This window comes from Methylobacterium currus, assembly GCF_003058325.1.
In the GTDB taxonomy this organism is placed as follows: domain Bacteria; phylum Pseudomonadota; class Alphaproteobacteria; order Rhizobiales; family Beijerinckiaceae; genus Methylobacterium; species Methylobacterium currus.
On record NZ_CP028843.1, the window covers coordinates 4,278,605 to 4,295,917 of the forward strand.

A 17,313-nucleotide genomic window follows, 5' to 3' on the forward strand; every position below is an offset into this window, starting at 1 on the left:
AAGGCCCCGCGGCCGTGAGGCAGCGGGGACATGGATGAGATCCGGGAGAGGAGCGCCGCACCGGCACGGGAGGAGAGAGCCGGCGGGTGGGCCGGCCCCTGCCGCCCGACCGGGAGCCCAACATCCCGCGGCCGGCCCGGTTTAGGGGGCGGCGCCGGAAACGCATCCGGAGTAAACCTGCGGCAAGAAGCGACCGGAATTCGGCCGCCAGACATCCGTCAGCCGGACATCCGTCAGCAGCGAATTCGGCCGCAAGCGCCGGGATGCGCGGGCAGGCCAAGCGGGGCGAGGATGGGGCCATCGCCCGACAGGGAGGCAGACGATCATGCGCAACCCGGATTCCGACCTCGCGGCCATGGGGGGTCCTCCGCCGCTCGACGACGCCGCGCGCTTTGCCGCCATCGCCCGCCGCGACCGGTCGGCGGACGGCCTGTTCGTCTACGCGGTGCGCAGCACCGGCGTGTATTGCCGGCCGAGCTGCGCCGCCCGGCCGGCCCTCCCTCAGAATGTCAGCTTCCACGCGAGCTGCGCCGCGGCGGAAGCCGCGGGCTTCCGGGCCTGCCGGCGCTGCCGGCCGAACGAGGCGAGCCTGGCCGAACGCCAGGCCGACGCGGTGGCCCGGGCCTGCCGGATGATCGAGGCGGCGGAGACTGCACCCGCGCTCTCCGACCTCGCGGCGGCGGCGTCCTTGAGCCCCTACCACTTCCACCGTGTGTTCAAGCAGGTCACCGGGGTGACGCCGCGAGCCTATGCGGCGGCGCACCGCGCGGCGCGGGCGGCGGAGGGGTTGCGGCAGGCCGGAACGGTGACCGCGGCCCTCTACGAGGCCGGCTACGGCGCGGCGAGCCGGTTCTACGCCGCGGCACCGGCGCGCCTCGGCATGACGCCCACGGCCTACCGCCGGGGCGGGGAGGGCGCGGCGATCCGCTTCGCGGTCGGCGCCTGCTCGCTCGGCCACGTCCTGGTGGCGGCGACCGGGACCGGAGTCTGCGCAATCCTGCTCGGCGACGATCCGGACGCCCTCCTGCGCGACCTCCAGGACCGCTTCCCGAAGGCGGCGCTGACCGGAGGCGACCGGGATTTCGAGGCGGTGGTGGCGCAGGTCGTCGGCCTCGTCGAGGCGCCCGGCCAGGGCGCGGCCCTGCCCCTCGACATCGGCGGCACCGCCTTCCAGCAGCGGGTGTGGCAGGCCCTGCGGGCGATCCCGCCGGGGCGTACGGCGACCTATGCCGAGATCGCCCAGGCGATCGGCGCACCCTCGGCGGCCCGGGCGGTGGCGCTCGCCTGCGGCGCCAACCCGATCGCGGTGGCGATTCCCTGCCACCGGGTGGTGCGGCAGGACGGTAGCCTCTCGGGCTATCGCTGGGGCGTCGACCGCAAGCGGGCGCTCCTCGACCGGGAGCGGCGGGACAGAACCTAACGGAAGAGATCTCTCCGTCAGGAACTTTCGCGCAAGGGACAGGTTATGGGGCCGAAGGGGCGTCCTGCCTCGCGCAGCGCCTCATCCGGCGCGGCGAGGCGATAGTCTATGGAACTCACGACATGTCTCGCACTGCTCTTCTGGCCGTGGTCGGATTGACGATCGCCGGCAGCCTGCCGGCGGCGGCCCAGAACCTGGTGATCTTTCCCACCGACCGTCCGGCGGCCGAGTCGACCGAGGCGTTTCGCGCCGAGGCGCTGCGCAGCGACGCCTACAACATCGAGACGAGCCGCCTCGCGCTGCAGAAGTCGAACAACCGCGCCGTCCGCACCTACGCCGAGCAGACGATCGTCAACCGTCGGGCGACCACCGACGCGCTGCTGCCGCGCGGCACCTCGCTCAGCCCCGCCGGCACGGTGGTGGGCGATGCCGGCACCGGCAACCTGCTGACCGCGCCCCTGGCGCTGGCGACCGCGCCGATCGCGGCTTTCGGCAACGTGCTCCAGGGCCGTCCGGTCACGGACATCCCGATCATCGACAACAACCCGGCCAGCCCGGGCCGCCGCGTCGCCCTCGATCCGGTCCGTGAGCAGCGCCTGGCACGCCTGCAGGCCGCCCCCGGCGGCAAGCGCTTCGACGCGCTCTACGCCGCCGACCAGGCGCGTGCGCAGGGCGACACGGTGCAGCTCTACGAGACCTATTCGCGCTACGGCGACAGCACGGTCGGCCGCACCTTCGCCAACGAAGCCAAGCCGATGCTGCGCGGCGATGCCGGCGCGGCCGACCGCCTGGCCGACCGCTACTCGGACGGCGACTCGCTGTTCTGATCGGCCGGCCATAGCGCGGGACGGCCCGGAGGGCGGGCCTCAGCCTTCCTTTAAGGAAGACGTCACGGAATTTGCGCCGGCCACGGATCGAGAGGCCGCGACCCGCGTTCATCCATTGGTCCCTGCCGCAAAGGTTTGCGGCAGGGCGAGGCCATCACAAACGCGCGAGCCTCCCCCCTTGGAGCGCAACCTTATGTCGTGCCGCCAGAACGCCGTCGCCCCCCTGCCGCACCTGATCGCGACGGCGCCGTCCCACCTGCGCAAGTGGCGCCGCTTCCCGCGCATGCTGCCGCAGGCGGCCAACGACAACGTCCGCCCGGGCAGCGCCGCCGAGGCCGGGCTCTGGGCTGCGGCGCTCGGCGCCACCGCCACGATGGTGGCGGTGTTGCTCGTCGGGATGATCGTGTGAGGCGTGTCCTTCAGCGACCGGTCTTCTGCCGCCAAGCCGCGAAATCGGCCTTGGCCTGCTCGTCGATCAGCGGATAGAGGCCGATCACGCCGCGGCCGTTCTGGACCTCCTCCAGCACGAAATCCTCGAACACCGTCATCTCGGCCGCTTCCGCGGCGATCTCGTCGGCGATGTCCGCCGGAATGACGATCACGCCCTCGGCGTCGCCCACCACCACGTCCCCGGGCCAGACCGCGACGTCGCCGCAGCCGATCGGCACGTTGATGTCGAGGGCCTGATGCAGGGTCAGGTTGGTCGGGGCGGAGGGGCGGTTGTGGTAAGCCGGGAAGGGCAGGGCGCCGATCTCGGGCGAATCGCGAAAACCCCCATCGGTGACGACGCCCGCCGCGCCGCGCTTCATCAGCCGGGTCACCAGGATCGCGCCGGCGGAGGCCGCGCGGGGGTTCTTGCGGCTGTCCATCACCAGCACCGCACCTTCCGGGCACTGGTCGACGGCGACGCGTTGCGGGTGGGTCGGATCACGGAACACCGCCAGGGTGTTCAGGTCCTCGCGGGCCGGGATGTAGCGCAGGGTATAGGCCTCGCCGACCATCGTCCCGGCATTCGGGTTGAGGGGGCGCACGTCCTGGATGAACTGGTTGCGCAGGCCGCGCTTGAACAGGGCGGTGGCCAGGGTGGCGGTGCTGACGGTCTTCAGCGTCGCGCGGGTCTCGGGGCTCAGGGGCATCGGGGCTCTCCGGTCGGGGGCGCGGCCGGGGGCGGCGGGAGAAGCCGGCCGTTGCGGGCGATGCCGCCCGCTTCCGCTTCCTCCCTAACCGCACCGGACGGCTTCGCCGCTCCGCGGCCGCCCATGCGGCGGCCTGTTGACGCGCGCATTGAAGCACTAATGTTTTAGTACATCAACCAGGATGGTGCAGGACGTGGCGCAATTGGACCCTCCCCCTCTGCGAGGAAGGGTGGCCTATGGCGTCGTTCGCAAGAGGGCAGCGCGACGCCGATCCGGCAGGCGCCCGACAGGACGGTTCCGCTTCATCCGGCAGCGTCGTCCCCTCTCCCGCCCCATTCCGCGGGGCACCCTCCCCCGCAGAGGGGGGAGGGTGTTGCCTTGAGCCTCAGCCGGGACGGGAGGCCCGCCTCACTTCTTGCGCGGCGCCGGCGGCGGGGGGGCCGGGGGCTCGTCCCCACCCTCGTCGGCCTCGCCGCCGCCGATGGTCGACTTGAGGGCGAAGGCGACGAGCGGGCTCGCAACGTCGACCAATTCCGCCTTGGTCAGGCCGTCCTTCGGGTCGAAGGCGCCGACCAGCATCACGGTCCGGTTCTCGGTCTTGGCGAGGTCGAGCCCGTCGCCCGACACCGCCACCGGCTTGCCGGCGATCTCGTCGGCCTTGCGGTCGTTGGTGAACAGCACCGTGACCTTGCCGTTCTTGACCACGCCGACATAGCAGGTCTCCTCCGGGTTGCGGCAGGGGAAGAGCATCGCGGCGACCGGGTCGGGCTGCGGCGCGGGAGCCTCCTTGGGCAAGGGGACCTCCTTAGGGGCCTCCTTGGGCGCCTTCGGGGGCGGACCCTTCGGGGCCGGCTGGGCGGCGGCCGGGAACGCGGCCGTGAGCGCGAGCAGCGTGAAGGCGAGCGCAGAGCGCATGGGTCTCGGTCTCCAGGAATTGCCCGATCGGACGACGCGAAGTGGCACGGCGCCCGGGGGGCTTCAAGGCTCGGGACGGCTCACGCCTGCGCGAGGCCGCCATCGAGTCCGGCCGCCGCCACGAGCGCCCGCGTATAGGCCTCGCGCGGGCGCTCCAGCACGGCGCTCGTCGGGCCGCGCTCGACCTCGCGGCCGTGGCGCAGGACCAGCACCGTGTCGGCCAGCGCCCGCACCACCGCGAGGTCGTGGGAGATGAACAGGTAGGCGAGGCCGTGCGACGCCTGCAGCTCGCGCAGCAGGGCGACGATGTCGCGCTGCACCGTGCGGTCGAGGGCGGAGGTCGGCTCGTCGAGGACGACGAGGCGCGGGCGCAACGCCAGCGCCCGGGCGATGGCGATGCGCTGGCGCTGCCCGCCCGAGAAGGCGTGCGGGAAGCGATGGCGCCAAGCGGGATCGAGGCGCACCTCGCGGAACCCCTCCGCGGCCCGGGCGTCGCGCTCGGACGCGCTCAGATGGGGGGCGTGGACCCGCAACCCCTCGGTGACGATCTCGCCGGCGGTGAGGCGGGGCGAGAGCGAGCCCATCGGATCCTGGAACACCGGCTGGAAGCCCCGGCGCAGGGGCCGCAAGGCGGCCCGGTCGAGCGCCGTGAGGTCGCGGTCCTCGAACCGCACCAGGCCGTGGGCGGCGGGTTCGAGGCGGATGAGCGCCCGGCCGAGGCTCGACTTGCCCGAGCCCGATTCGCCGACGACGCCGAGCGTCTGGCCGGCCCGCAGGGTCAGGTCGATGCCGGCGACGGCGAGGCGGGGAGCCTCCGCGCGCAGGAAATGCCGCCGGCCGGGATAGGCGACCGACACGCCCCGCGCCTCCAGCACCACGGGGGCGCTCTCCGGCACCGGCGCCTTTCGGCCGGCGGGCTCGGCGGCGAGGAGGTCGCGGGTCTCGGGCGCCTGGGGTGCGCGAAACAGGTCCTCGGTCGGCCCGGCCTCGACGAGGCGGCCGTCCCGCAGCACCGCCGTGCGCTCGGCAATGCGGCGCACCAGCCGCAGGTCGTGGGTGATGAACAGGAGCGCCAGCCCGAGCCGCGCCTTGAGGTCGGCGAGCAGCGCCAGGATCTGGGCCTGGACGGTGACGTCGAGGGCCGTCGTCGGTTCGTCGGCGATGAGGAGATCCGGCTCGCAGGCGAGCGCCATCGCGATCATCACCCGCTGGCGCTCGCCGCCCGAGAGTTCGTGCGGATAGGCCGAGAGCCGCGAGCCGGCGTCGCGCAGGCCGACGAGGCCCAGGAGCTCGCGGACCCGCGCCGTCGCCTGGCGCCGGCCCATGCGGCGATGGGCGCGGAGCGCCAGGGCGATCTGGTGGCCGATGGTGAAGAGCGGGTCGAGGGCGGTCATCGGTTCCTGGAACACCAGGCCGATCCGGGCGCCGCGGACCCGGTCGAGGGCGGGGCGCCTCAATCCGGTCAGCTCGGTCCCGTCGAAGCGCACCGATCCCGAGACCCGCGCCTGCGGCGGCAGGAGGCCCATCACGGCGAGGGCCACCTGGCTCTTGCCCGAGCCGGATTCGCCGACGAGGGCCAGGGTCTCGCCGCGGGCAAGCTCGAGGTCGAGGCCGTCGAGCGCGGTGACGCCGGCTTGCGGGTACCGCACCGTCAGGCCGCGCAGGGACAGGAGGCTCATGCTCCCCGGATTCATGCGCGGTCTTGCGGATCGAAGGCGTCGCGCAGGCGCTCGCCCAGCAAGGTCAGGGCGACGAGCGTCGCGACCAGGAAGGCGGCGGGCACCACCAGCATCCACGGCGTGGTCTCGAGGCTGCGGGCGCCGTCGGCGATCAATACGCCCCAGCTCGTCGCCGGCTCCTGCACGCCGAGGCCCAAGAACGACAGGAAGCTCTCGAGCAGGATCACGCGGGGCACCATCAGGGCCGCGAAGGCGACAACGGGTCCGAGCAGGTTCGGCACGACGTGCCGACGCAGGATCGCCGCGGTGGAGAGACCGAGGGCCTCGGCCGCCCGGACGTAGTCGCGCCGGCGGATCGCTTGCGCCTCGGCCCGGACGATGCGGGCCATGTCGAGCCATTCGACGGCGCCGACCGCGACGAAGATCAGCGCCACCGAGCGGCCGAAGAACACCACCAGCATGATGACGAAGAACACGAAGGGCAGGGAGTACAGGATGTCGACGAGGCGCATCATCGCCGCGTCGACCCGCCCGCCGAGCGTGCCGGCAAGCGCCCCGTAGATCACCCCGATGCCGAGGGCCACCGCACTCGCCATCAGGCCCAATGCCAAGGACAGGCGCCCGGCGACGAGGGTGCGGGTGAGGAGGTCGCGGCCGAGCGCGTCGGTGCCGGCGAGGAAGCGCAGGCGCCGCAACGGCGCCTCGACGGTCAGCCGCCGCCCGTCCTCGGAGCGCCCGAGGAGACGGGCCTCCCCGAAGACGTCGGAGCGGGCGAAGAAGGTCAGCACCCGCGGGTCCAGAGGCCGGTCGGCGGCCAGCGTCAGGCGGACCGCCTCGGGCGTCACGGTCACGTCTTCGGCCCGCACCCGCATGCGGAAGGCCAGCCGGTCGAGGGCCGGGCGCACCGAGTCCGTGGTCGGGTAGAGGGAGAGCGAGGGCGGGGTGCCGGGATAGTCGTAATAGAGCCGGTCGTAGGGGTGGCCGGTGAGGAACGGCCCGAGGGTGCAGGCGAGCGCCACGAGGGCGAGGAGCGCCGCGCAGGCCCGCGCGACGCGGTCGCCGAGGAGGCGCCGGCGGGCGCGGCCGAGGAGCGAGGCCCCCGCCCAGGCGAGGCGGTGGCTCGAAGCGGGCCGGCTCACCCGACATCCCTGAGACGCGGATCGATGAGGGCGCAGGCGAGGTCCGACAGGATGTTGAGCACGAGGACGAACACCGCGATCAGCACCACCGTGCCCAGCACCAGCGTGTAGTCGCGGTTGATGGCGCCGTCGACGAAGTAGCGCCCGATTCCGGGCAGGCCGAACACCGTCTCGACCACGACCGAGCCGGTCAGCAGCCCCGCCGCCGCGGGACCGAGATAGGACACCACCGGCAAAGCGGCGCCGCGAAGCGCATGGAGCGCCAGGATCCGGGGCGGCAGGCCGAGCGCCCGCAGGGTGCGCCAGTGCGGCCGGTCGAACACCTCGACGAGGCCGGCCCGGGCGAGGCGGGCCACCACCGCGACCTGCGGCAACGCCAGGGTGACGACCGGCAGGACGAGGTTCTTCGGGGCGCCATCGTCCCAGCCGCCGACGGGCAGCCAGCGCAGGGACAGCCCGAAGGCGATCTGGAGCAGCGGCGCCACCACGAAGCCCGGCACGGTCAGCGCGAAGGTGCCGAACGTGGTGACGGCATGGTCGAGACCGGAGCCCCGCCGCAGGGCCGCGAGGCCGCCGAGGAGCGTGCCGAGGACGAGCGCTACGGCCAGCGCGAGGGCGCCGAGCGTCATCGAGACCGGCAGGCCGCGGCCGAAGAGTTCCGCCACCGAGAGGTCGCGCACCGAGAAAGAGGGACCGAGATCGCCCCGCGCCAGGGCCGCGAGGTAGCGGCCGTACTGGACGAGGAGCGGCTGGTCGAGGCCGTAGACCCGGCGCAGGTTCTCCATCGCGGCGGCCGGCAGCGGCCGTTCCAGGTCGAACGGCCCGCCGGGCGCGAGCCGCACCAGGAAGAACGACAGGGTGACGACGAGGAAGAGCGTCGGGATGCCTTGAGCGAGGCGGCGCAGGACGAACGGGATCATGCCAGCGACAGCCAGCGGGTCGGCGAGACGCCGCGCAGGTTCGGCACGAAGCCGCGCAGGCGCGGCCCGATCAGGTGCTTGTGCCGGTAATGCAGCAGCGGGATCCAGGGCAGGTCGGCGAGGAAGAGTTCTTCCGCCCGATACAGGATCCGGGCCCGGGCCTCGAGGTCGGTCTCGCGGGCGGCCTCTCGCATCAGGGCGTCGTAGGCCGGGCTGGCGTAGCGGCCGGAATTGAAGCCGTCGTTGTCGCTCTCGACCAGGAACAGGAAGTTCTGCGGATCGGCATAGTCGGCGATCCAGCTCATCCGGGCGAGGTCGAACGGGCCGCCGTCGCGCAGGTAGGCGAAATGGGTCTTGGCATCGGTGGCGGCGAACGACGTCGTGACGTTGAGCGGGCGCCATAGGTCGGCGATCGCCACCATGGTGTTCCGGTTGTTGTCGGTGATGTTGGTGCGCAGCTCGACCGCGAGCGGCTTAGCTCCGGGGCCGTAACCGGCCTCGCGCAGGAGCGCGACCGCCGCGTCCTCGCGCTCCAGCGGCGAGAGGTCCCGGCCCGGCATCGTCGGCGGCGGCAGCGCGTTGTCGAGCCCGGCGGGGGTAAGGGAATAGGCCGGCAGCATCGTCTCGCCCCATACCGCCTCGGCCAGGAACTCGCGGTCGAGGGCGAGCGACAGGGCGCGGCGCACCCGTGCATCGTCGAGGGGGCGCTTTCGCACGTTCACCATCAGCGCGAGCACGCCGAGGGCGGGATTGAGCACCACGGCGTCGCCGAAGCGGGATTTCAGGCTCCGCACCTGATCGGCGGGCAGATCGTCGAGGGAATCGATCTCGCCGGCGGCGAAGCGGCGCACCGCGGCGGCGAGATCCGGGGTCGGGATGTACTCGACCTGCGGAATCGCGACCCGGCCGGCCTCGCGGTAATGCGGGTTGCGGATCGCCGTGATGCGGTCGTTCGGCGAGAAGTCCCTGAGGAGATAGGCGCCGTTCGAGACGAGGTTGCCGGGCCGGGTGAAGGCCTCGCCGAAGCGCGCGAGCGAGGGGCGGTGCACGGGCGTGCTCGCCTGGTGGGTCATCAGCTCGACGAAGTAGGGCGTCGGCTGCTCCAGCTGGATCACCACGGTGAGCGGGTCGGGGGCGGCGACGCCGACCGCATCCACCGGCATCGCCCCGCGATTGACGGCTTGAGCGTTGCGGACCGGCGCGAGCACGCTGGCGTATTTCGCCCCCGTCGCCGGGTCGAGCATGCGCCGGAAGCCGTGGACGAAGTCGTCGGCGACGACCGCGTCGCCGTTCGACCAGCGCCCGTCGGGGCGCAACCGGAAGGTCCAGGTCAGGCCGTCGGCGGAGGTGGTCCAGCCCTCGGCGGCGCCCGGCCCCAGGCTGCCGTCGGGGCCGTAGGCGCTCAGGCCCTCGTAGAGGTCGAGGAGGATCGTCGCCTCGGCCAGGGTCGAGGTCTTGTGCGGATCGAGGGTCTCCGGGTCGGCGCCATTGCCCCGCCGGTAGGCTTGGGGATGGACTTGGGGGCCGGCGGCCCGGGCGGGGCGCACCAGGCTCGCGGCACCGAGCCCTGCGGCGCCGAGGCCTGCCAGGAGGTCGCGGCGCCGCATCGCCGGTCTCAGGCGCCGGTCTCGGCCTGGAGCCCGGCGGCCGCGATCCCGGCGAGCGCCGCCTTCTCGTCGTTGTCGGAGGTGTCGCCCGAGATGCCGACGGCGCCGAGGAGCTTGCCCTCGCGCTTGATCAGCACGCCGCCCGGCACCGGGATCAGGCCGGCCGGGCCCGCCACATGGGTCACGGCGGCGACGAAATAGGCCTGTTCCTCGGCCCGCTTGGCGATGGCCCGCGAGCCGATGCCGAGCGCGAGAGCGCCGTTGGCCTTGCCCATGGCGATCTCGGCGCGCTTGAGGCTGGTGCCGTCCTCGACGGAAGCCGCCTTGAGGGCGCCGCGGGCGTCGAGCACCACCACCGCCAGGGGCTTCAGCCCGAGCTCGCGGCCGGCCTTGAGGGCGCTCGCGACGATCGTCGAGGCGGCGTCGAGGGTGAGGTCGGACATGGCTTCTCTGAACTCCGGGTCGTCGCGCGGGCCGCCCGCGCGGGTCGGGACGGCTTGGTGTCACTCTCGCAACTCCCGATCGCCGCCGTCGCTCGACATGGGAGCGCCGGCGCACCGAGGGTTGCGTGAGGTGCACTTACTCCGCCGGGCGGGGAGAGGCCAAGCGGTCCATAGCGGCCGAGCGAGTCATCGCGAGCGGCCCGTCGCCCGCTTCAATCGGTGAACACCACCGTCTTGCGGCCGTTGGCGATCACCCGGTCCTCCAGCACGTAGCGCACGGCACGGGCCAGCACCCGGCGCTCGATGTCGCGGCCCTTGCGCACGAGGTCGTCGGGGGTGTCCCGGTGCGAGATGCGCTCGACATCCTGCTCGATGATCGGCCCCTCGTCGAGGTCGCCGGTGACGAGGTGAGACGTGGCGCCGATCAGCTTCACGCCGCGCTCGTGGGCCTGGTGGTAGGGCCTGGCGCCCTTGAAGCCCGGCAGGAACGAGTGGTGGATATTGATGCAGCGCCCCGAGAGCTTGTGCGAGAGGTCGTCCGACAGGATCTGCATGTAGCGGGCGAGCACCACCAGCTCGGCCCCGGTCTCCTCGACGAGCCGCCACAGGGCGGCCTCCTGCTGCGGCTTGGTGTCGGGGGTGATCGGCAGGTGGTGGAACGGCACCCCGGCGAGGTCGGCCGCGCCGTAGATCTCCCGCGGGTAGTTCGACACCACCGCGCAGATGTCCATCGCCAGTTCGCCGATGCGCCAGCGATAGAGCAGGTCGTTGAGGCAATGGTCGAAGCGCGAGACGAGGATCATCACGCGCCGCCGCTCGGCCCGGTCGCGCAGGGTCCAGTCCATGCCGAAGCGCTGCGCCACCGCCTCGAAGCCCGCGGCCAGCGCGTCCCGCCCCGGCTGAGCCCGCACGGGGTTGAACACGATCCGCATGAAGAAGCGGCCGGTCTCGACGTCGTCGAATTGCTGCGCGTCGAGGATGTTGCAGCCGGCCTCGAACAGGTAGGCCGACACGCCGGCCACGATCCCCGGGACGTTGGTGCAGGAGAGGGAGAGGACGTAGGAGGGAGTGGTCATGGGAATTTCAGGTCGGGAACGGGAGTCGCTCCCGCCCTAGGCGATCGTCTCAGGCGCGTGAAGCCCCGGAATGCCCGCACCGGGGCCGTCCTTCACGAAAGCGATCCGATCCCACGTCACGCCGGGCCGGCCGAGCTGGGCATCCTCGTCCGTCCGGCACAGGATGCAGCGCAGGCCGTGCTCCCGGGCGAGGTCGATCGTCTCGGACGCGGACACGTCGAACATCCGGCGCCCGGGCGGCACGGGACCGTGGCGCAGCGACAGCGCCATCACGCCCCCGGCCCGCATCAACGCCACGAGGCGCGGCATCGCGCGCCGCCGCTCGGCCTCGTCGAGATGCATCCAGACGGCGGTGAGCATCACGACATCGAAGGCCTCACCGTGCCGGGCGAGCGCGGGCAGGTCCGGCAGGCCGTCGTCCAGCCATTCGATCTGCGGCGAGGGATGCAGGGCGATTGCCCGAAGGCGCAGCTCGGTCGTCGGCTCGACGGCGGTCACCCGGTAGCCGAGGGCGGCGAAGCCCGCCGCGTCGCGCCCGGTTCCGGCGCCGATATCGAGGAGATCGGCCGGCGGCGCGGGCAGGAGCGGCAGGATCGCGGCATGGATGTCCGGGAAGGCGATGCTCTCGTAGCGCGAGACCAGCGCTTCGGCCTCGGCGGCGTAGCCGGCCGTGCTGCTCGCGCCCGTCATCCCTCCGCCTCCAGTTCCCCGCTCACCATCAGCCACTCCTCCTCCGCGGCGCCCAAGGCCGACGCGGCCTCCGCGCGCATGCGGGCGAGCTCGCCGGCCTTGGCGGCGTCGGTGCGGAAGGCGGTGCCGTCGGCGAGCGCGGCGTCGATCTTGGCGATGGCGGCCGAGAGCTTCGCCATCCGCGCCTCCACCGTCTCGAGCTTGCGGCGCAACGGCGCCAGGGCCGCCCGGCGCTCGGCATTGGAGCGGCGCTCCACCGCCTTCGCGCCGCCGGTGGATTCCTGGGTCTTCGCGGCATCCGTCTCCGGGCCGGCGAGCACCAGGCGGCGGTAATCGTCCATGTCGCCGTCGAAGGGCTTCACGGTGCCGTTGCGGACGAGCCAGAGGCGGTCGGCGCAGGCCTCGACCAGGAACCGGTCGTGGCTCACCAGGATCACCGCGCCCTCGTAGTCGTTGATCGCCTCGACCAGCGCCTGCCGGCTCTCGATATCGAGGTGGTTGGTCGGCTCGTCGAGGATCAGGAGGTGCGGCCCGTTGAAGGCGGCGAGGCCCATGAGCAGCCGCGCCTTCTCGCCGCCGGAGAGCTGCGAGACCGGGGTGTCGGCCTTGTGTCCGGGGAAACCGAGGCGGGCGGCAGCCGCCCGGGCCTTCGCCTCCGGCACGTCCGGCATCAGGTCGCGGACATGCGCATAGGCGCTCTCGGCCGGCCGCAGCTCGTCGAGCTGGTGCTGGGCGAAATAGGCGACGTTCATCTTGCCCCAGCGCCGCACCTCGCCCGACAGGGGCTCGAGCCGCCCGCCGATGAGCTTGCAGAAGGTCGACTTGCCGTTGCCGTTGGCCCCTAACAGGGCCACCCGGTCGTCGGGGGCGAGCGTGAGGTTGAGGCCCGTCAGCACCGTGCGGTCGGGATAGCCGGCCTGGACCCGCTCCATCGCGACGAGGGGCGGGGAGAGGGCGCGCTCCGGGCTCGGCAGGTGGATCACCGGCACGTCGTCCTCGATGAGCGCCGCGATCGGCTCCATCTTGGCCAGCCGCTTCATCCGCGACTGGGCCTGGCGCGCCTTGGTCGCCTTGGCCTTGAAGCGATCGACGAAGCTCTGGAGATGGGCGCGCTCGGCCTCCTGCTTCACCCGCGCCTTGGCCTGGAGCGTGCGCTTCTCGGCGAGCTGGCGGGCGAAGGACGTGTAGCCGCCGCGATAGAGCGTGAGCTTGCCGCGGTCGAGGTGGAGGATGTGGTCGACCGAGGTGTCGAGGAGGTCCCGGTCGTGGCTGATGATCAGCGCGGTGCGGGGATAGCGCTCAAGATAGTCGTAGAGCCAGAGCGTGCCCTCGATGTCGAGGTAGTTGGTCGGCTCGTCGAGGAGGAGCAGGTCCGGCTCGGAGAAGAGCACGGCGGCGAGCGCCACCCGCATCCGCCAGCCGCCGGAGAAGTCGGAGCAGGGCCGCGCTTGCGCCTCGGCGTCGAAGCCGAGGCCGTGCAGGATCGCGGCGGCGCGGGCCGGGGCCGAGTGGGCGTCGATGTCGACGAGGCGGGTCTCGATCTCGGCCCGGCGCAGGCCGTCCGCGGTCTCGGCCTCGGCGAGCAGCCGCGCCCGCTCGGTATCGGCGGCGAGCACCACCGCGTGCAGGGTCTCGGGGCCGGCCGGCGCCTCCTGCGCCACGCCGCCGATCCGCGTGCCCTTCGGCAGCCCGATCGTGCCGCCTTCCGTGGGGATCTCGCCCTGGATGATGCGGAACAGGGTGGTCTTGCCGGCGCCGTTGCGGCCGACGATCCCGACCCGCGCCCGTTCGGGCAAGGCGAAGCCGGCTTGGTCGAGGATCAGGCGGTCGCCGATCCGGTAGGTGAGGTCGTTCACGCGGAGCATGGCGGCGTTGTGGGGGCGGCGCGACCGGGAGGCAAGGGGCGGGGAAGCGGGACGGCGCGTGTTGACAGCGCGGGCCGCCGCACCGTGTAAGCGGAGCGATGACAGCCGAGCCCGGACCCGCCATGACGTCCCCCTCCGCGACGCTCGCCTCAGAGACGCTTCCCTCCGAGACGCTCCCCTCCGGGACGCTTGGCCGGCTCCTCTCCGAGCGGCGGGCGCTGATCGGCATCGTCGGCCTCGGCTATGTCGGGCTGCCGCTGGCGCTCGCCGCGCTCCGGGCCGGCTTCTCCGTGCTCGGCTTCGACGTCGATCCCGGCCGCGTCGCGGCCTTGAACCGGGGCGAGGGGGCGTTTCACCACATCCCGGGCGAGGCTCTGGGTCCGGCGCTGGCGGCGGGCACCTTCGCGGCCACCGGCGACATGGCGCGGCTGAACGAGCCCGACGCGGTGCTGATCTGCGTGCCGACGCCACTCACCCGCCACCGCGAGCCCGACCTGTCCTATGTCGAGGCCACGGCGCGGGCCGTCGCCGCGGCCTTGCGGCCGGGCCAGCTCGTGGTGCTCGAATCGACCACCTATCCGGGTACCACCGCCGAGGTGATGCGGCCGATCCTGGAGGCCGGCGGCCTGCGCTCCGGACGCGACTTCTTCCTCGCCTACTCGCCGGAGCGCGAGGATCCGGGCAACGGGGAGTTCGACACCGCCCGCATCCCCAAGGTGGTGGGGGCGGACGACGCCGCCGCCCGGAGCCTGGCGGAAGCGCTGTACGGGGCGCTGGTGGTGCGCACGGTGCCGGTCTCGTCGGCCGCCGCCGCCGAGGCGGTGAAGCTCACGGAAAACATCTTCCGCTCGGTCAACATCGCCCTCGTGAACGAGTTGAAGCTCGTCTACGACGCGATGGGCATCGACGTCTGGGAGGTGATCCAGGCGGCGGCCACCAAGCCCTTCGGCTTCATGCCGTTCCAGCCCGGCCCGGGTCTCGGGGGCCACTGCATCCCGATCGACCCATTCTATCTCGCCTGGAAGGCGCGGGAATTCGACGTGCCGGCCCGCTTCGTGGAACTGGCCGGCGAGGTCAACACGCGCATGCCCTACCACGTGGTCGAGCGCCTGGCCGCCGCCGTCGATCGCACCGGGCGCGCCTTCTCGGGCGCCCGGGTGCTGGTGCTGGGGCTCTCCTACAAGCGCAACGTCGAGGATACCCGCGAGAGTCCGGCCCTGAAGCTGATCCGGCTGATCGAGGCGCGCGGTGCGGCCGCGCTCTACCACGACCCCCTGGTGCCGGTCCTGCCGGCGACCCGCGAGCATCCGGAGCTCGCCGGGCGGCGTTCGGAGCCCCTGACGCCCGAGACCCTGCGGGCCGTCGACGCGGTGCTGATCGCCACAGACCATGACGGCGTCGATTATGCCCTGGTTGCGAGGCATACCCGGCTGGTGGTCGACACCCGCAACGTGATGGCGCGGCATGGACTAACAGGTGCGACGATCGTGAAGGCGTAAAACCCGAGAAAATCGCGGGCCGACTGACACATGACCGCGCGCAAGCCCTGCCGCACCCTGGCGAGCGCGGCCGCGCCGGGCTAAGAACGCGCGGGCGGGATTTTGGGTTGGCAGTCCCGCACGCGCGGGGTCGAGGGCAGCAGATGGGTCGGCTCGCAGGGTTTCCCTTCTTCAAGGACGCGGGCATCGACCTGATCTCGTACGAATCGCGCTGCATCTGGCGCCGTTTCGACGCCAACGAGATCCTGGTCGATTTCGACGACGCCTCGACCGACGTCTACCTGCTCGCCTCCGGCGAGGTGCGGATCCTCAACCGGACCCAGTCGGGCAAGGAGGTGATCCTGGGCGAGATGCGGGCCGGGGAGTTCTTCGGCGAGCTCGCGGCGATCGACGGGGTCAGCCGCTCGGCCAACGTCACGGCGCTCACCCGGGGCGAACTCTGCGTGGTGCCGGCGGCGGTCTTCCGCGAGATCGTGTTCGCGGCACCGCCGATCGCCGACCGGCTGCTGCGGCTCCTCGCCAAGCGGGTGCGGATGCTCAACGCCCGGCTGATGGAGCACGCGGTCCTCGACCTGCGCCACCGCCTCTACGCCGAGCTCCTGCGCCTCTCCGCGCCCCGGCCCGGCACCGACGGCGAGCGCGCGGTGAGCCCGCCGCCCTACCACCACGTGCTCGCCGCCCGCATCGGCTGCCGCCGCGAGCAGGTGACGCGGGAATTCACCGTGATGGCCCAGGAAGGCCTCGTCGACCGCACCCGCGGCGCCCTCATCCTGCGCCGGCCCGACATCCTGGAGGCCCGGGTGGCGGAGGCGCTGAGGGAGGACGCGTGAGCGCCGCGGACGCGTAGCGGCGTCCTGCTGACGCTCAGGTCCCGCACAAGTCCCGTACCACGTCGAGCATCACCGCGGCGCCCGCCACGAGGTCGGCATCCGCCGTGCGCTCGGCCGGGCTGTGGCTGATCCCTCCGATGCTCGGCACGAAGATCATCGCGGCGGGGCAGAGCCGGGCCATCATCTGGGCGTCGTGGCCGGCGCCGGAGGTCATGCGCCGGACCGACAGGCCACGGGCCCGCGCCGCCGCCTCGATCCTCCGGACGATCCCGGAATCGAAGGTCACCGGGTCGAACCGGGCGAGCCGCCGGACCGTCACGGTCACGTTCTCGCGACGCGCCAGGCCGTCGAGCCGCTGCCTGAGATCGGCCTCGAAGGCGGCGAGGCGGCCCGCATCCGGATCGCGCAGGTCGATCGTGAGGACGGCGCGGGCCGGGATGACGTTGATCGCGTCGGGCTCCAGGCGCAGGCGCCCGACCGTGGCGACGCTGCGGCCGTTGCCGGCTCCTGCGCGCTCGCGCAGCCACGCCACCAGGAGCGCCGCGGCGACGCCGGCATCCCGGCGCAAGTCCATCGGCGTGGTGCCGGCATGGTTCGCCGCCCCCTCGATCGTGACCTCCTGCCAGGAGATGCCCTGCAGGTCCTCGACCGCGCCGATCGCGACGCCCTCCCGCTCCAGCACCGGCCCCTGCTCGACATGGAGCTCGAGATAGGCGTGCGGGCGCAAGGTCCCCGGCGCCTCGGAGCCGGCATAGCCGATCCGCGCCAGCTCCTCGCCGAGCACCGTGCCGTCGGTGCCCACGGTCGCGAGCGCCGCCTCGACGGAGAGGCCGCCGGCATAGACCAGCGAGCCCAGCATGTCGGGGGCGTAGCGCACGCCCTCCTCGTTGGTGAAGGCGGCGAGCGCCAGGGGGCGCGTCGGGACGTCGCCCGCCGCGCGCAGGGCCTCGATCACCGCGAGGCCGGCGAGCACCCCGGTGCAGCCGTCATAGGCTCCCGCATCGATCACCGTGTCGATGTGCGAGCCCATCATCACCGGGCCCGAGCCGGTGCCGGACGGGTCCCACAGGCCGATCAGGTTGCCGATCCGGTCGACCCGCACGTCGAGCCCGGCCTCGCGCATCCAGCCCGTGACGAGGTCGCGCCCGGCCCGGTCCGCGTCCGAGGCGGCGAGGCGGGTCCGCCGGCCCTGCCCGTCGCGGCCGATTTCGGCGAGGGCGGCGAGGCGGCCGAGGAAGCGGGCGGCGTCGATGGACAGCATCGGGGC

Annotated in this window: 16 protein-coding genes; 5 read left to right on the forward strand and 11 right to left on the reverse strand. The window is 72.8% G+C overall.

The window, feature by feature from the left end; genetic code table 11:
• The first annotated feature begins 325 nt into the window (after positions 1-325).
• The 3 genes from ada (at position 326) to DA075_RS19905 (ending at position 2,656) form a co-directional block, all read left to right on the forward strand.
• Complete coding sequence (gene ada, locus DA075_RS19895; protein ID WP_414468109.1) at positions 326-1,420, forward strand: bifunctional DNA-binding transcriptional regulator/O6-methylguanine-DNA methyltransferase Ada; 1,095 nt, start codon at positions 326-328, stop codon at positions 1,418-1,420.
• A 122-nt stretch (positions 1,421-1,542) separates the two neighbouring features.
• A complete protein-coding gene (locus DA075_RS19900; protein WP_099954688.1) occupies positions 1,543-2,247 on the forward strand; it encodes a DUF4142 domain-containing protein in 705 nt (234 codons plus the stop codon).
• Between the two features lie 178 nt (positions 2,248-2,425).
• On the forward strand, positions 2,426-2,656 hold the full coding sequence (locus tag DA075_RS19905; RefSeq protein WP_123834367.1) for a hypothetical protein: 231 nt from the start codon (positions 2,426-2,428) through the stop codon (positions 2,654-2,656).
• A gap of 10 nt (positions 2,657-2,666) precedes the next feature.
• Here the strand turns inward: DA075_RS19905 and DA075_RS19910 are convergent, their stop codons facing one another.
• The 10 genes from DA075_RS19910 to DA075_RS19955 all read right to left on the reverse strand — a co-directional run bounded on the left by DA075_RS19910 (position 2,667) and on the right by DA075_RS19955 (position 13,717).
• Positions 2,667-3,383, reverse strand: a complete 717-nt coding sequence (locus tag DA075_RS19910) for a ribonuclease activity regulator RraA (protein ID WP_210206994.1) — start codon at positions 3,381-3,383, stop codon at positions 2,667-2,669.
• Between the two features lie 408 nt (positions 3,384-3,791).
• Entirely contained in the window at positions 3,792-4,298 is a 507-nt protein-coding gene (locus tag DA075_RS19915; RefSeq protein WP_099954690.1) for a hypothetical protein, read from the reverse strand.
• Positions 4,299-4,378: 80 nt separating this feature from the next.
• Positions 4,379-5,977 (reverse strand): ABC transporter ATP-binding protein, encoded by a 1,599-nt coding sequence (locus DA075_RS19920; protein WP_244936230.1) that lies wholly within the window; start codon positions 5,975-5,977, stop codon positions 4,379-4,381.
• An 11-nt stretch (positions 5,978-5,988) separates the two neighbouring features.
• Positions 5,989-7,116, reverse strand: coding sequence for an ABC transporter permease (locus DA075_RS19925; RefSeq protein ID WP_099954692.1), 1,128 nt, complete (start codon positions 7,114-7,116; stop codon positions 5,989-5,991).
• The gene (locus tag DA075_RS19930) at positions 7,113-8,036 is read right to left on the reverse strand and encodes an ABC transporter permease (protein ID WP_099954693.1); all 924 of its coding nucleotides are present in this window, start codon (positions 8,034-8,036) and stop codon (positions 7,113-7,115) included. The genes DA075_RS19925 and DA075_RS19930 overlap by 4 nt, the downstream gene beginning before the upstream one ends.
• Positions 8,033-9,643: a peptide ABC transporter substrate-binding protein gene (locus DA075_RS19935; protein ID WP_174800103.1), complete on the reverse strand. Its 1,611-nt coding sequence runs from the start codon at positions 9,641-9,643 to the stop codon at positions 8,033-8,035. Before DA075_RS19935 ends, DA075_RS19930 begins: the two co-directional genes overlap by 4 nt.
• An 8-nt stretch (positions 9,644-9,651) precedes the next feature.
• Positions 9,652-10,086, reverse strand: a complete 435-nt coding sequence (locus DA075_RS19940; protein WP_099956687.1) for a GlcG/HbpS family heme-binding protein — start codon at positions 10,084-10,086, stop codon at positions 9,652-9,654.
• A 212-nt stretch (positions 10,087-10,298) separates the two neighbouring features.
• Complete coding sequence (gene purU, locus DA075_RS19945) at positions 10,299-11,162, reverse strand: formyltetrahydrofolate deformylase (protein ID WP_099954694.1); 864 nt, start codon at positions 11,160-11,162, stop codon at positions 10,299-10,301.
• A gap of 36 nt (positions 11,163-11,198) precedes the next feature.
• Positions 11,199-11,852 carry a class I SAM-dependent methyltransferase gene (locus tag DA075_RS19950; protein ID WP_099954695.1) on the reverse strand — a complete coding sequence of 218 codons (654 nt, stop codon included), beginning with the start codon at positions 11,850-11,852 and terminating at the stop codon, positions 11,199-11,201.
• Complete coding sequence (locus tag DA075_RS19955; protein ID WP_099954696.1) at positions 11,849-13,717, reverse strand: ABC-F family ATP-binding cassette domain-containing protein; 1,869 nt, start codon at positions 13,715-13,717, stop codon at positions 11,849-11,851. Before DA075_RS19955 ends, DA075_RS19950 begins: the two co-directional genes overlap by 4 nt.
• A 122-nt stretch (positions 13,718-13,839) precedes the next feature.
• Here DA075_RS19955 and DA075_RS19960 point away from each other — a divergent pair, with 122 nt between their 5' ends.
• A complete protein-coding gene (locus DA075_RS19960) occupies positions 13,840-15,216 on the forward strand; it encodes a nucleotide sugar dehydrogenase (RefSeq protein ID WP_099954697.1) in 1,377 nt (458 codons plus the stop codon).
• A 143-nt stretch (positions 15,217-15,359) separates the two neighbouring features.
• A complete protein-coding gene (locus DA075_RS19965) occupies positions 15,360-16,046 on the forward strand; it encodes a Crp/Fnr family transcriptional regulator (RefSeq protein ID WP_099954698.1) in 687 nt (228 codons plus the stop codon).
• Positions 16,047-16,080: 34 nt separating this feature from the next.
• Here the strand turns inward: DA075_RS19965 and DA075_RS19970 are convergent, their stop codons facing one another.
• Complete coding sequence (locus DA075_RS19970; protein WP_099954699.1) at positions 16,081-17,307, reverse strand: Zn-dependent hydrolase; 1,227 nt, start codon at positions 17,305-17,307, stop codon at positions 16,081-16,083.
• Between the last annotated feature and the right edge of the window lie 6 nt (positions 17,308-17,313).